At 70.4% G+C, this 12,767-nt stretch carries 10 protein-coding genes and 1 pseudogene; 4 read left to right on the top strand and 7 right to left on the bottom strand.

The genetic code is table 11. The features are described 5' to 3' along the window. Positions 1 to 15 precede the first annotated feature (15 nt). The 4 genes from ACKTSN_RS36570 to ACKTSN_RS36555 form a co-directional block, all read right to left on the bottom strand. A complete protein-coding gene (locus tag ACKTSN_RS36570; RefSeq protein ID WP_409473019.1) occupies positions 16 to 1,419 on the bottom strand; it encodes a CitMHS family transporter in 1,404 nt (467 codons plus the stop codon). A gap of 133 nt (positions 1,420 to 1,552) precedes the next feature. Next, positions 1,553 to 3,805, bottom strand: coding sequence for a molybdopterin oxidoreductase family protein (locus tag ACKTSN_RS36565; RefSeq protein ID WP_409473018.1), 2,253 nt, complete (start codon positions 3,803 to 3,805; stop codon positions 1,553 to 1,555). 114 nt (positions 3,806 to 3,919) lie between these two features. After that, a complete protein-coding gene (locus ACKTSN_RS36560; RefSeq protein WP_224734104.1) occupies positions 3,920 to 4,537 on the bottom strand; it encodes a TetR/AcrR family transcriptional regulator in 618 nt (205 codons plus the stop codon). Further along, the gene (locus ACKTSN_RS36555; protein ID WP_409473017.1) at positions 4,534 to 5,097 is read right to left on the bottom strand and encodes a hypothetical protein; all 564 of its coding nucleotides are present in this window, start codon (positions 5,095 to 5,097) and stop codon (positions 4,534 to 4,536) included. The genes ACKTSN_RS36560 and ACKTSN_RS36555 overlap by 4 nt, the downstream gene beginning before the upstream one ends. A 165-nt stretch (positions 5,098 to 5,262) precedes the next feature. On the opposite strand from ACKTSN_RS36555, the gene hmgA reads away from it, so the two are divergent. Genes hmgA through ACKTSN_RS36540 form a run of 3 tightly spaced genes read left to right on the top strand, consistent with a single transcriptional unit; the run spans position 5,263 to position 8,529 of the window. Continuing rightward, positions 5,263 to 6,579 carry a homogentisate 1,2-dioxygenase gene (gene hmgA / locus ACKTSN_RS36550; protein ID WP_409473016.1) on the top strand — a complete coding sequence of 439 codons (1,317 nt, stop codon included), beginning with the start codon at positions 5,263 to 5,265 and terminating at the stop codon, positions 6,577 to 6,579. Positions 6,580 to 6,607: 28 nt separating this feature from the next. Beyond that, positions 6,608 to 7,357 (top strand): GntR family transcriptional regulator, encoded by a 750-nt coding sequence (locus ACKTSN_RS36545; protein ID WP_409473015.1) that lies wholly within the window; start codon positions 6,608 to 6,610, stop codon positions 7,355 to 7,357. A gap of 26 nt (positions 7,358 to 7,383) precedes the next feature. Further along, positions 7,384 to 8,529 carry a type ISP restriction/modification enzyme gene (locus ACKTSN_RS36540; RefSeq protein WP_409475007.1) on the top strand — a complete coding sequence of 382 codons (1,146 nt, stop codon included), beginning with the start codon at positions 7,384 to 7,386 and terminating at the stop codon, positions 8,527 to 8,529. 170 nt (positions 8,530 to 8,699) lie between these two features. Here the strand turns inward: ACKTSN_RS36540 and ACKTSN_RS36535 are convergent, their stop codons facing one another. Both ACKTSN_RS36535 and ACKTSN_RS36530 read right to left on the bottom strand, forming a co-directional pair. Beyond that, entirely contained in the window at positions 8,700 to 9,146 is a 447-nt protein-coding gene (locus ACKTSN_RS36535) for a lipoprotein (protein WP_409473014.1), read from the bottom strand. Position 9,147: 1 nt separating this feature from the next. Continuing rightward, positions 9,148 to 10,080: a trypsin-like serine protease gene (locus ACKTSN_RS36530; RefSeq protein WP_409473013.1), complete on the bottom strand. Its 933-nt coding sequence runs from the start codon at positions 10,078 to 10,080 to the stop codon at positions 9,148 to 9,150. 234 nt (positions 10,081 to 10,314) lie between these two features. Between ACKTSN_RS36530 and ACKTSN_RS36525 the strand changes: the two are divergent. Continuing rightward, positions 10,315 to 11,942: pseudogene (locus ACKTSN_RS36525) on the top strand (IS200/IS605 family accessory protein TnpB-related protein). A 91-nt stretch (positions 11,943 to 12,033) separates the two neighbouring features. Here the strand turns inward: ACKTSN_RS36525 and ACKTSN_RS36520 are convergent. Continuing rightward, positions 12,034 to 12,747 carry a TetR/AcrR family transcriptional regulator C-terminal domain-containing protein gene (locus ACKTSN_RS36520; RefSeq protein WP_409473012.1) on the bottom strand — a complete coding sequence of 238 codons (714 nt, stop codon included), beginning with the start codon at positions 12,745 to 12,747 and terminating at the stop codon, positions 12,034 to 12,036. Positions 12,748 to 12,767 lie beyond the last annotated feature (20 nt).

Genomic DNA, 12,767 nt, shown 5'->3' with positions numbered 1-12,767 from the left:
CCACCGGTCAACGGGTCAGATGATCCCGAACAGGATGCCTGCCCCGAGGATCACGAGGCATGTGAGGACGGCCCACTTCACCACGAACCGCGTGTGGTCGCCGAATTCGACCTTCGCCATGCCGACCAGCACGTACACGGCAGGGACGAGCGGGCTGGACATGTGCAGCGGCTGGCCGACGAGCGAGGCGCGGGCCATCTCCAGCGGCGAGACACCGTGCGCGGCGCCGGCCTCGGCGAGGACCGGGAGGACGCCGAAGTAGAAGCCGTCGTTCGACATGAAGTAGGTGAGCGGCAGGCTCAGGATGCCGGTGACGAGGGCCATGTGCGGGCCCATGCCCTCGGGGATGACGTCGACCATCCACTTGGCCATGCTGTCCACCATGCCGGTGCCCTGGAGCACGCCGGTGAACACGGCGGCGGCGAAGACCATGCCGGAGACGTTGAGGACGTTGTCGGCGTGGGCGGCGAGCCGGGCCTTCTGGTCGGGAAGGTGCGGGAAGTTGACGGTGAGCGCGAGGGCGGCACCGAGCAGGAACAGCACCGGGATCGGCAGCAGCTCCATGATCATGGCGGTGAGCAGGCCGACCGTGAGCAGCGCGTTGAACCAGTACAGCTTGGGGCGCAGGGTGGGCCGGTCGGGGTCGAGGCCCTGGAAGTCGTCGTCCTCGGGAGCATCCGTGCCGGTGCCGGAGCCGGAACCGCCGGTGCTCGCGACGCCCTTGCCGGTGCCGGAGCCGGAGCCGCTCGCGACCAGGACCGTCTCCTTCTCGCTCTCCTCCACCAGCACCTCGTCCAGCGTCAGCACGCCGAGCCGCTTGCGCTCGCGCAGACCGAGGACGTACGAGAGGACGATCACGAAGAGCAGACCGACGGCCAGGGCCGGGATCATCGGCACGAAGATGTCGCTGGCGTCCAGCTTCAGGGCGGTGGCGGCGCGCGCGGTCGGGCCGCCCCACGGCAGGGTGTTCATCACACCGTTGGCCATCGCCGCGACACCGGTCAGGATGACCAGGCTCATCTTCAGGCGCTTGTACAGCGGGTACAGGGCCGAGACCGTGATCATGAAGGTGGTCGAGCCGTCGCCGTCCAGCGACACGATCGCGGCGAGCAGGGCCGTACCGACGACGATCCGCATCGGGTCGGCCTTGCAGAACTTGAGGATCCCCCGGACGATCGGGTCGAAGAGCCCGACGTCGATCATCACACCGAAGTAGACGATCGCGAACATGAGCATCGCCGCGGTGGGGGCGAGGCTGGAGACCCCGTCGATGACGTAGTCGCCGAGATGCGCGCCCTTGCCGACGAAGACACAGAACAGTGCGGGTATGAGCACGAGCGCCGCAATGGGCGACATCTTCTTCATCATGATCAGGACCAGGAAGGTCGCGATCATGGTGAAGCCGAGGATGGTCAGCATGAGTGGATACCTAACGTTCGCCCTTGAACTCCCACCAGGGCCGGCGGTGCGACGACGTTAGGTCCCGTCAAGCGGCGTTAACAAGACGTTGACGTGCGAGCAATAAGCGCAAAACTGCTGGTCACAGCTTTACTCAGGTCAGCGGGGTGAGCTTTTCGGTCACGGCGGAGACTTCCACGGGCACTCCGTTGAGGACCGCGTTGCCCGACAGCGGGTCGAGCAGGCTGCCGTCGAGGAGCTGGTTGACGTTGACGCCGGGATCGGTGGCGGCGTGGGTGAGGCGGGTGCCGGGGCGGTCGTGGCCCCAGCCGTGCGGCAGGCTGACCACGCCCCTGCGCACACCGTCGGTGATCTCCGCGGGTGCGCTCACCTCTCCCCCGGCGCCCTTCACGCGCACGGGTGCCCCGTCGCGCACACCGAGGCGTTCGGCGTCCTCCGGGTGGATGTGCAGGGTGCAGCGGTTGGTGCCGCCGGTGAGGGCGGGCACGTTGTGCATCCAGCTGTTGTTGGACCGCAGATGGCGGCGGCCGACGAGGACGAGCCCGTCGGGTCGTTCCCGCAGCGCCTCGCGGAGCCGGGGCAGGTCGTCGGCGATGGGCCGCGGGAGCAGTTCGACCTTCCCGCTCACGGTCTTCAGCGGCTGCGGGAGCCGGGGCCGCAACGGGCCGAGGTCGATGCCGTGCGGGTGGGCGAGCAGTTTCTCCAGGGTCAGGCCGTCCGGTCGTACGCCGAAGCCGTCGCCGTAGGGGCCGAGGCGCAGCATCATGTCGAGCCGGCGTTCGGGGCCGTTCGCACCGGTGAGCTGTGCGGCGAGCTCCTTCGGGTCGCGGCCGTGCACCGGCGAGTGAGGTTCCCCGACCGCCTTGCCGAGGGTCTGATCGACGACCATCGCGTCCACGGCCGCCGGGTCGGCGCCGTGCATGCCCGTGGCGGCCAGGACCAGGCGGGCGAGGATCTCGGTCTCGGCCATCCTGCCGGGCTCCAGGGGCACGGCGGGGCGGGTGTAGCGGACCTGGTTGCGGATGGCGAGGGTGTTGAAGGCGAAGTCGTGGTGGCCGCTCTGCGCGGGCGGGGGCGGCGGCAGCACGACGTGGGCGTGCCGGGAGGTCTCGTTGAGGTAGGGGTCGACGCTGACCATGAAGTCGAGCGAGTCGAGGGCCTTGTCGAGGCGGTCGCCGTCGGGCGCGGAGAGCACGGGGTTGGCGGCCACGGCGATCAGCGCCCGGACGGACTCGCCCTCCTCGGTGGCGGTGTCGATCTCCTCGGCGAGCGCGGACAGCGGCAGCTCACCCTTGGCCTCCGGGTGGCGGCTCACCCGGGAGTGCCAGCGGCCGAGCGTGAACCCGCGGCCGGGTCCTGCGGGCCGGGGCGTCCGGTCGGTGGCGGCTTGCGGGAACAGGGCACCACCCGGCCGGTCCAGGTTGCCGGTGAGGATGTTGAGGACGTCGACGAGCCAGCTGGCGAGCGTGCCGTGCGGGACGGTGCAGCTGCCGATGCGGCCGTAGACGGCGGCGGTGGGGGCGGCCGCCAGTTCGCGGGCGAGCGTGCGGATCGTGCCGGCCTCGACATCACAGGCCGCCGCGACGGCTTCGGGACTGAAATCCCGTACGGAGTCCCGGAGTTCGGGCAGGTCCTGGACATGCGGCGCGAGGTCACCGAGGTCGACCAGGTCCTCCGCGAAGAGGGCATACGCCATCGCTGCGAGGAGCAGGGCGTCGGTGCCGGGGCGGACGGCGATGTGCCGGTCGGCGAGTCCGGCGGTGCGGGTGCGGCGCGGGTCGATCACGGTGAGGGTGCCGCCGCGCGCCTTGAGCGCCTTGAGCCGGCCGGGGAAGTCGGGGGCGGTGCACAGACTTCCGTTGGATTCCAGCGGGTTGGCGCCGATGAGCAGCAGGTGGTCGGTGTGGTCCAGGTCGGGCACGGGGATGGCGTTGGCGTCGCCGTAGAGCAGCCCGCTGGAGACGTGCTTGGGCATCTGGTCGACCGTGGACGCGGTGAACAGGCTGCGGGTGCCGAGCCCCGCGACCAGGAGCGGCGGGTACAGCGCGCCGGCCATGGTGTGCACGTTGGGGTTGCCGAGGACGACGCCGACGGCGTTCGGCCCGTATCGCTCGACGACCGGCCGGATCCCCGCGGCCACGGCGTCGAACGCCTCCTCCCAGGTGGCCTCGCACAGCTCCCCGTCCCTGCGCACGAGCGGGGTGCGCAGCCGGTCGGGGTCGCCGTCGACGGCCCCGAAGGAGGCACCCTTGGGGCAGATGAAGCCCTGACTGAACACGTCGTCGCGGTCACCACGGGCGCCGGTGATGCGGGTTCCCTCGATGGTGAGCGTCAGCCCGCAGGTGGCCTCGCACAGGGGGCAGATACGCAGGGCGGTGCGAGACACGGGTCCTCCCGGAGGTCTGGCGGCAGCGGTGACGCACGGACTGCGCCGAGCATACCGACCGGTATGCATGGAGGGGAGGCCTCACCGCGAACGGGGGCCGGAAATCGTCGGCCCTCAGTCCAGTACGCGCGCCAGATACGCCCGCAGCATCTCCCGCATCTCCCCGATGATCTTCTCGTCCCCTTCCGGGTCCACCCGGAACGCCAGATGCACCAGGGTGTCCGCTGTCTCCACCGCGATCAGGAAGGAGCGACGCAGTTCCTCGTCGGGGGTGCGGTCGAGGTGGCCGGAGAGCAGGTCGGTGAGACGGTCGGCGACGCGATGGTTGGGCTCGCCGTGGCGGACACCGACCGGGATCTGGTTGCCGAAGTCGACCAGGGAGAAGCCGGGTGCGGTGCGCTTCATGGCGAGGTACTCGTCGACCACGGCGTCCATGGCGGTCCGCCAGTCGCCCCGTTCGGCATCCTTCAGCCGCTCGGTGACGCGCTCGGCGTAGCGTTCCAGGTTGCGTTGCGCGAGCGCGTCGGCCATCTGGCGCTTGTTGCCGAAGAAGCGGTAGACCGAGCCGATGGGGACACCGGCGCGCTGGGCTACCGCGCGGGTGCTCAGGTCGTCGTAGCCGACCTCGTCGAGGAGGTCGGCGCAGGCGTCCAGGATCCGGGTCAGCCGTTCGGCGCTGCGCTGCTGCACGGGCGCACGACGGAGCGTTGTCGCATGGGGCACGGGCTTCATGATGCCCGGTCGGCGTGATCCGGTGAACCGGCGGGTCCCTTGGTCGTGGGCGCCGGCTCGGTTCCCGAGGCGGTGATGTCGGCCGTGCACTCGACGGGTTCGCCGTCGACCGCCCAGACGGTGCCGTCGTCGGCGTACAGCCGCGCGGTGACCTGGTGGGTGCCGCGGGGGACGAGACCGGCGGCCAGACGGTACTCGGGCGTGCGCAGTCGGGCGACCGGGCGGCCGTCCACGAAGAGGCGGGCGACCCCCTGGCCGGGCACCGCCTTCGGCCGCGTACCGGCCGACGAGAAGCGGAAGTCACGGACGGTCAGCCGTACGTCCCAGCCGCCACCGGAGGCGTCGGGCTGGACCTCGACATCGACCTCGGGGGCGCGCTCCTCGTCCACCTCGCGGTAGAGCTGCCCCTCGTCGTCGGTGTCGTCGAGGAGTCTGCCCACCGGCGACGGCGACTCCCCGTTCTTCTGCCCTCCCGCAGCACTGGTGCCGCAGCCCACGGATCCGGTCAGCAGCAGGACACAGACCGCGAGCGCGGCGAGGGGTCGGCGCGTACACGACATGCCCGGGAGACTAGAACACCTGTCCGACACTCCGAATCCCCCTGGAGTCTGGTTCTCGTCATCCTCCGGGTCGTCCGTGGAGAGGAGGCCGTACGGCCTCTTGCGTCCCCCGAGCCGCAATCCTACGGTGAACCATAGGAATCAGCGTGCAAGGGAGCACCGATCATGAGCGGGGACGCGCGGAAGACCGCCGAAGGACTGGCCCACCTCCACGGGTTCGGCAACGAGCACAGCTCCGAGGCCGTCCCGGGCGCACTGCCCGAGGGCCGCAACTCACCACAGCGCGCCCCCCTGGGCCTCTACGCGGAGCAGCTCAGCGGGACGGCCTTCACGGAACCGCGGGCGCACAACCGCCGCTCCTGGCTCTACCGGATCCGCCCCTCGGCCGCCCACCCGGTCTTCACCCGCACCGACAACGGCACACTGCGCACAGCGCCCTTCACCGAGACCGTGCCCGACCCGAACCGGCTGCGCTGGAACCCCCTGCCGGAGCCGGCGCCCGGCACGGACTTCCTGGCCGGCCTGTGGACCCTGGGCGGCAACGGCGACGCGACCCAGCGCGCCGGCGTGGCCGTGCACCTCTATCACGCCGACGCCGACATGGACCGCGTGTTCAGCGACGCGGACGGCGAGCTGCTGATCGTCCCGGAGCGCGGCGGGCTGCTGCTGCGCACCGAGTTCGGGCTGCTGGCGGCGGAACCGGGACATGTGGCGCTGATCCCTCGCGGGGTGCGCTTCCGGGTGGAACTCCTCGACGATTCGGCCCGGGGCTACGTCTGCGAGAACTACGGCGCCCCCTTCCGCCTGCCCGACCTCGGCCCGATCGGCGCCAACGGCCTGGCCAACCCCCGCGACTTCCGGGCACCGGTCGCCGCGTACGAGGACGTCGAGGGCCCGGTCGAGGTGGTCAACAAGTTCTGCGGCAACCTCTGGACGGCCACCTACGACCACTCGCCACTCGACGTCGTCGCCTGGCACGGCAACCATGTGCCGTACGCCTACGACCTGCGCCGGTTCAATGTGCTCGGCACCATCAGCTACGACCATCCCGACCCGTCGATCTTCACGGTGCTGACCTCACCGAGCGACACCCCCGGCCTCGCGGGCGTCGACTTCGTGGTCTTCGCGCCGCGCTGGCTGGTGGGCGAGGACACCTTCCGGCCGCCGTACTTCCATCGCAACGTCATGTCCGAGTACATGGGCCTTGTCGAGGGCGCGTACGACGCGAAGGCGGAGGGCTTTGTGCCGGGCGGCGGCTCGCTGCACAACATGATGTCGGCGCACGGCCCGGACCGGGAGACGTTCGAGCGGGCCGGCGCGGCCGAGCTGCGGCCGCAGAAGGTCGACGACGGGCTGGCGTTCATGTTCGAGACCCGGTGGCCGGTGACCCTGACCCCGCAGGCGGCCCGCGCCGAGCACCTCCAGCAGGGCTACGACGACGTGTGGCAGGGCCTGCAGCGGCACTTCGGCCCCTTGCACTGAACATTCCCCGGCCGGTACGGATGGCCCCGTGACCTCCTTCGCCCCGGACTCCATCGTCCTGAACCGCAAGCTGCCGCTCTGGTACCAGGTCTCGCAGTCGCTGCGCGCCTCGATCCTCGGCCGCTCGCCGCGGGACCCCCTGCGCCTGCCCACGGAGGAACAACTGGCGGTGCACTACGGCGTGAGTGTGCTGACCATGCGGCAGGCGCTGAAGGAGCTGGAGGACGAGGGCCTCATCACCCGGCACCGCCGGCGCGGCACGTTCATCGAGCCGAACGCCCGCCGTGGCACCCCCGTACGGCTGCTCGGTTCGGTGGACGCGATCGTGGCCCAGCAGTCCGGCATGACGACCGAGCTGCTGGACCACGGCCACGCGCGGGTGCCCGCGGAACTCGCCGAGTTCTTCCCGGATCTGGCCGAGGTGGCGACGTACCACCGGCTGCGCAGCGACGAGAAGACGGGCGAGCCGACCAACCACGCCCACAACTACGTCCGTCCCGAACTGGCCGACCGCATCGACCTGGACGACCTGGTCCGCTGGCCGATGACCAAGGTGCTGCGGGACATCGTGGGCGCGGACATCAGCCGCATCACGGACACCGTGGAGGCCCGCCTCGCGGACCCGGAGACGGCCCGTCTCCTCAACGTCCCGCTACTCAGCCCGATCCTGCACTACACGGGTATCACCTACGACATGGCCGGGCGCGTGCTGGACGTGGCCGTCATCCACTACCGCGGGGACCGCTTCTCCTTCACGGTGACCCTGGACGCCACATGACCCCGGTGTCGGAAGCCCGTCGTACGATGCCCGGCGTGACGCACGACGACGCTCCGCTGCTCGCGGACCTCATGCCGTGGTCCGTCGCACCGCCGCGACTCGGCCGGGGGTGGTCGACGGCCCCCGATCCGTCCTCCCTCAAGTCCCGCTGGGACGCCCTGATGAAAGCCGAGGGCGCGGACCGGGAGGCCCTGTTCGAGCCCACGCGCTCACGCACGCTGCACTCGGCGGTCGGGCAGTTGCCGGGCCGGTCCACCGGCACGGAGAAACTGCTGCGCGCGCAGGGCCCCTGCCCCGAGCCGGTCCGGGTCCTGTTGTCCCCCTTCGACGAGCAGTGGCTGATTCCGGACCACCGTCTGATCGACGCGGCGCGACCGGAGTTGTGGCGGGTGGCCGACGAACGGCAGGTGTTCGTGGTCGAGAACCCGGAGGGCGGCGGCCCCCACCTGCTGGCCACCTCCCTGCTCCCGCTGCTCCGCCCCGGCCGGATCCGCCCCCTGTACCGCCGCCCCGGCGGCGCGGAACCCAACCTGGCCCCGGGCCTGCTGGAGCACCTGGCCACCCGTCTCGGACAGGCCCCCGACCCGGTCGACGTGCTGGCCTGGATCCTGACCGCGGTACGGGCGGACCTCACCGTCCCGCTCACCGACGACCCCGGCCTCTGGTCGCACGGCGTCGAGACCGGCCGCCGCATGCTCTGGCTGCTGCGCCGCGACGGCGACCGCCCCAAGCTCCCCGGCGGCCGCCGCCCCTACGTCCGCGCCCCGCTGCCCGCCCGCCCGCGCACGCTCCACTACGACCGCGACGAGGAGACCCTGCACCTCGACGAGGGCCGCATCTCCCCCGTGCCGTCCCCGGCCTGGGACTTTGAGGCGGGCGGTGTCCGGGTCCTGGAGCAGTGGTTCGCGGCACGGACGGCCGAGGGCGAGCCCGGCACGCTTCTCGCGATCCGCCCGGCGACCTGGCCCCAGGCGTGGACGTCGGAGCTGCTGGAGCTGATCACGGTCCTCACGCTGCTGGCCGAACTGCCACCGGTGCAGGCGGAGTCGCCCCTCACCGCGACCGACCTGCGCGACGCCGGCGTCCTGCCGGTCCCCGCGGCGGCCCGCCGCCCCGCGTCGGTCCTGGACGCCCACGAGGAGGGCCCGGAGGGGCAGTTGGCGCTCCTCTAGACCTCCTCCACCAGGACCTGTGCCGTGTAGTCGGCGCCGATGGTGGGATCTGTCAGGGGTGGGGCGGCCGATGCTGAAGCTGTTCGCGATCGAACAGCCACGAGCGGGGGTGGAGGCACGAAGCGCCCGCTCCCGGTGGTACTTGGGAACGGGCGCTTGCGAAGGGCTCCCTACTGGAGCTTCATGCCCTTCGGCGAGGTCAGTCCCTTGTCGGGGTCGGCTCGGAAGGTCGCCGTCCAGACGGTGGGCGGGCAGGACGTGCCGTTGGGGTGCTGCTCGGTCAGTCTGGCCCGGGTGCTGTCCATGACCACCGGATCGCCGGTCTCCGCCGACGTCACGGTGAGCTTCACCGGCACGGTGGACGCGCCGATGTCGTCGGGCAGGCGGACCGACACCGAGCCGAACGGGTCGTCGGGGTCGCCTGACGCCCGCTCCCTGCACGTGTCGTCCACGCACAGCTTGATCGTCGCCGCGTCCCGGCCGCCGAAGTCGGACGGCCGCCACACGAGGGAGACCGCCGAGTCCGCGTCGGCCTGGGCGCACGGCGTGTCCTGACCGACGAACGAGCATCCGGTCAGGGCCAGGGCGAGGAGCGTTGTGAGCACAGTGCGGCGCATGTCAGTTCCTCGCAACCGTACCGGGGAAGGCGCTGTTGGCCAGTCCGATGTCTGTGAAATACAGCCAACACGGGTCGAAAAGGCCGCCGCTGTTGTCGCCGCCACCGCCGCCTCCACCTGAGATGATGCCCTTGGCGTAGGCGCGGCCGCTGCCGTCGACGGTGTACGTCGGACCACCGGAGTCGCCCTTGACGGTGCAGGAGCCGGACGTCTTCTTGGCCACGACCATGTTCCTGGCGACGGATCCGTCGTCGTCGTACTTGACGGTCGCCCTGGTGGACTTGACCTTCCAGCCGCACTTCTCGCCGGTCATCATGCCTCCCGTGCAGAACTGGTCGCCGCTCTGCGCCCAGCGCCGCCAGTAGTCCTTGACGGGGCGGGATGTGCCAGACGTCTTGCCGCCCTTGTAGATGCGGGCCGAAGCGGAGCTGTCGCTGTTGATCCGGTACAGGGCCAGGTCACCCGAGTAGTAGCTCTGACCGGACAGCTTCACCGACCCGTACCCGTTCTTCCAGTTGTCCCGGACCACGGGTCCGATGTAGTCGCTCTCGCTGGGGTTCATGACGGCTCCGTTGCCGGAGGTGCAGTGGCCGGCAGTCACCATGTACCACTTGCCGTCGTACCGCCAGGGGAAGCCGGCGGTGCACCACTTGGACGACGTTCCGGTCACGTACGACTTGATGCGCGCCCCGCCGTAGTAGGGCGAGGTGTCGTACTGACGGTTGGCCTGCGGCTCCGCCGTGTCGACACCCGGCGTGACCTCCAGGGCCACCGTGTCCGTGCCGTACCGCTCGCCCAGGGCCGTGACGAGGGCCGGCTGGGCCGACTCGGACTCCACGACGACACGGTTCTCCACGGCGTCCACGAAGGCGACGTTCAGGCCGCTCACACCGGGCAGTTCCGCCTCCGACAGCCTCAGGACCTCGTCGCGCACGGATTCCAGATCGGAGGATCGGAGGCAGGGATGACCTGCCAGGGGTTGTGAGCTGCTGCCGCATGGCAGCGCATGAGTGTGTTCTGGCGTGTGTGAGTGAGTGTCCGGCTGTCTCCTGTGGCGGGCCTGGCGCCGGGGAACGGGAGTTCTTGTGCCGAATGGGTGACCTTTCCCGGAGGTGGTCGTTGGGTGAGGGGATGGGATTCTTCGGCCCCGGAGGGGAGGGTGATCGGGATGGATGGGCTGCGGGAGGTGGCGCCGCCGTTCGTGGTGCCCGGCCCCACCGGTGTGGCGATCCGTGACAGGCTCAAGCACCTCACCCCGGAGGATGAGAAGGTGCTGCGTCTGGTCGGCGCGCATCTCGGCTCTCTCGCCTCGAAGGACCTCAAGACGCGCTGCGCTGACGGCCTGGAGCACTCCACGGACACGTGGGCGGCCCGTAAGCGAGAGCTGACCGCCGCCTCGTCGTCCCGGTGGGCGGGCAGTATCACGAAGGCCACACACGATCAGTGGGCACTCGCCCGGCGCGGCCAGGCGGCGCATGTCCAGTCTCTCGAAGCCGGTATCGAGACCATCGAGCACAGGCTGTCGCTGCCGGTCGGCCAGAAAGGCTCCAAGCGGGCTCCGGGCGGCTATCGTTCGACGCACGAGTGGTTTCACAAAAGGCGCCGCCTGCACGCTCTTGAGGACCGGCTCGACCAGGTCCGCACCGACCGCAAAGCGGGCCGGGTGCGTGTCGTACGCGGTGGCAAACGTCTGCTGGGCACCCGCCACAACCTCGCCGCCGCAGGGCTGAGTGAGGACGAGTGGCGGCAGCGGTGGGAAGCGGAGCGCTGGTTTTTCGCCGCTGACGGCGAGTCGGGCAAGAGGTTCGGCAACGAGACGATCCGCGTCAGCCCCGGGGGCGAGATCAGCATCAGGCTGCCCGCCCCGCTCGCCGGCCTGGCCAACAGTCGGCACGGCCGGTACGTGCTCACGGCGAAGGTGCGGTTCTGGCACCGTGGCCAGGAGTGGGCCGACCGCGTGGAGGCCAACCGTGCCGTGGCCTACCGCATCCACCACGACGTGCAGCGCGGGCGCTGGACCTGACCGCCTCCTGGCAGATCCCGCCGTCGATGACCATCCCGCTCGAAGCCGCCCTCGCCGAGGGTGTGATCAGCGTGGACACCAACGCCGACCATCTCGCCGCCTGGCGCCTCGACACCCACGGCAACCCGATCGGCAACCCACGCCGCTTCCGCTACGACCTGTCCGGCACCGCCGACCACCGCGACGCCCAGATCAGACACGCCCTGTCCCGGCTGCTGAACTGGGCCAGGACCTGCGGTGTGAAGGCCATCGCCGTGGAAGACCTCGACTTCGCCGCGGAGAAGACCCGCGAGAAGCACGGACGCCGACGACGGTTCAGGCAGCTGATCTCCGGCATGCCCACCGGCAGGCTCCGCGCCCGGCTCACCTCCATGGCCGACGCCACCGGCATCGCGATCATCGCCGTGGACCCGGCCTACACCTCCAAGTGGGGCGCCCAGCACTGGCAGAAGCCCCTCACCTCGAAGAACCGCACGACCACTCGTCACGACGCGGCTGCCGTGGCGATCGGACGACGCGCCCAAGGGCACCCGATCCGGCGACGGACGACACCGCCCCCTGCTCACCGGAGCGATGGGCAGGGGCATCGGACCGTCCAGGCCAGACCGGGCGCTGTTGGGTGTGAGGGACCCCGCCCCCGCATTCCCGGACCACACACAGGATGCGTGCCACCGGACGCGGAGCGTACGCGGGCGACCAGGACATCCAAAACCGTTCGGGATGTCCGCAGTGGCCAGGCATGGGTACAACACTCACTCCTGCTCACTGATTAGGAACGGTGCTTCCGGTGGCGGAGGCGGCACGGAAGCCGGCCTCGGTTCTCGATCATCACGAAGAGGGCCCCGAGGGCCAGTTCGCACTGATCTAGTTCCGGGACTCGAAGGCGTCCAGGATCCGGCTCAGCATCAATTCAAAAGCCCCGTCGAGATCGATCGGCCCAGGATCCTCCGCGAACGCCGCCGCCAGCCTGGGATACGCCCCGCCGGCCACCTGACTCCCGAGGTAGGCGATCCGTACCGCGTTCTCCTGCTCCGCCGACCACGGCAAGGACCGGGTCCGCTCTGCGTTGGCGAGCTCCGTCGCGACATACGACGTCACACACCCGTTCAGCATCCCGATGAGCTGCATCTTCATGCCGTAGGGCGCCTCCAGGGGGTCCAGGCAGGCCAGGCAGTGCTCCAGGTAGCGCAGGGCGTTGGGGCTGAAGCCGTAGACCGGTGACATCAGCCGCGTCATCCAGGGATGCCGGTGCATCAGCGAACGCGTCTGGTGAGCGACCCGGGCCATGTCGGCCCGCCAGTCCTCGCTCGGCTCCCGCAGCTCGTGCTCCCCGCTGACCATGTCCACCATCAGCTCGTACAGGTCTTCCTTGCGGGGGACGTAGTTGTACAGCGACATCGTCCCGCAGCCCAGCTCGCCCGCGACGCGCCGCATCGACACCGCGTCCAGCCCCTCCGCGTCCGCGATCCGCACCGCGGCCGCCGCGATGTCGGCACGGGTGAACGCCGGTTTCGGCCCTCGCCCCGTCCGCTCAGGTCGCGCCCAGATCACCCCGGGTTCGGCCGCTCCGCCCGCCATCGATCATCACCTCGGCCACC

The sequence above is a fragment of the Streptomyces flavusporus genome, assembly GCF_046267975.1.
In the GTDB taxonomy this organism is placed as follows: domain Bacteria; phylum Actinomycetota; class Actinomycetes; order Streptomycetales; family Streptomycetaceae; genus Streptomyces; species Streptomyces flavusporus.
Note: the sequence above shows the minus strand (reverse complement) of the source record. Positions and strands in the feature narration are given on the sequence as shown.

Coding starts and splice junctions, on each gene's coding strand:
- ACKTSN_RS36570 (WP_409473019.1), bottom strand. CDS start 1,419: ATGCTGACCATCCTCGGCTTCACCATGATCGCGACCTTCCTGGTCCTG.
- ACKTSN_RS36560 (WP_224734104.1), bottom strand. CDS start 4,537: ATGAAGCCCGTGCCCCATGCGACAACGCTCCGTCGTGCGCCCGTGCAG.
- ACKTSN_RS36555 (WP_409473017.1), bottom strand. CDS start 5,097: ATGTCGTGTACGCGCCGACCCCTCGCCGCGCTCGCGGTCTGTGTCCTG.
- hmgA (WP_409473016.1), top strand. CDS start 5,263: ATGAGCGGGGACGCGCGGAAGACCGCCGAAGGACTGGCCCACCTCCAC.
- ACKTSN_RS36540 (WP_409475007.1), top strand. CDS start 7,384: ATGCCCGGCGTGACGCACGACGACGCTCCGCTGCTCGCGGACCTCATG.
- ACKTSN_RS36535 (WP_409473014.1), bottom strand. CDS start 9,146: ATGCGCCGCACTGTGCTCACAACGCTCCTCGCCCTGGCCCTGACCGGA.
- ACKTSN_RS36520 (WP_409473012.1), bottom strand. CDS start 12,747: ATGGCGGGCGGAGCGGCCGAACCCGGGGTGATCTGGGCGCGACCTGAG.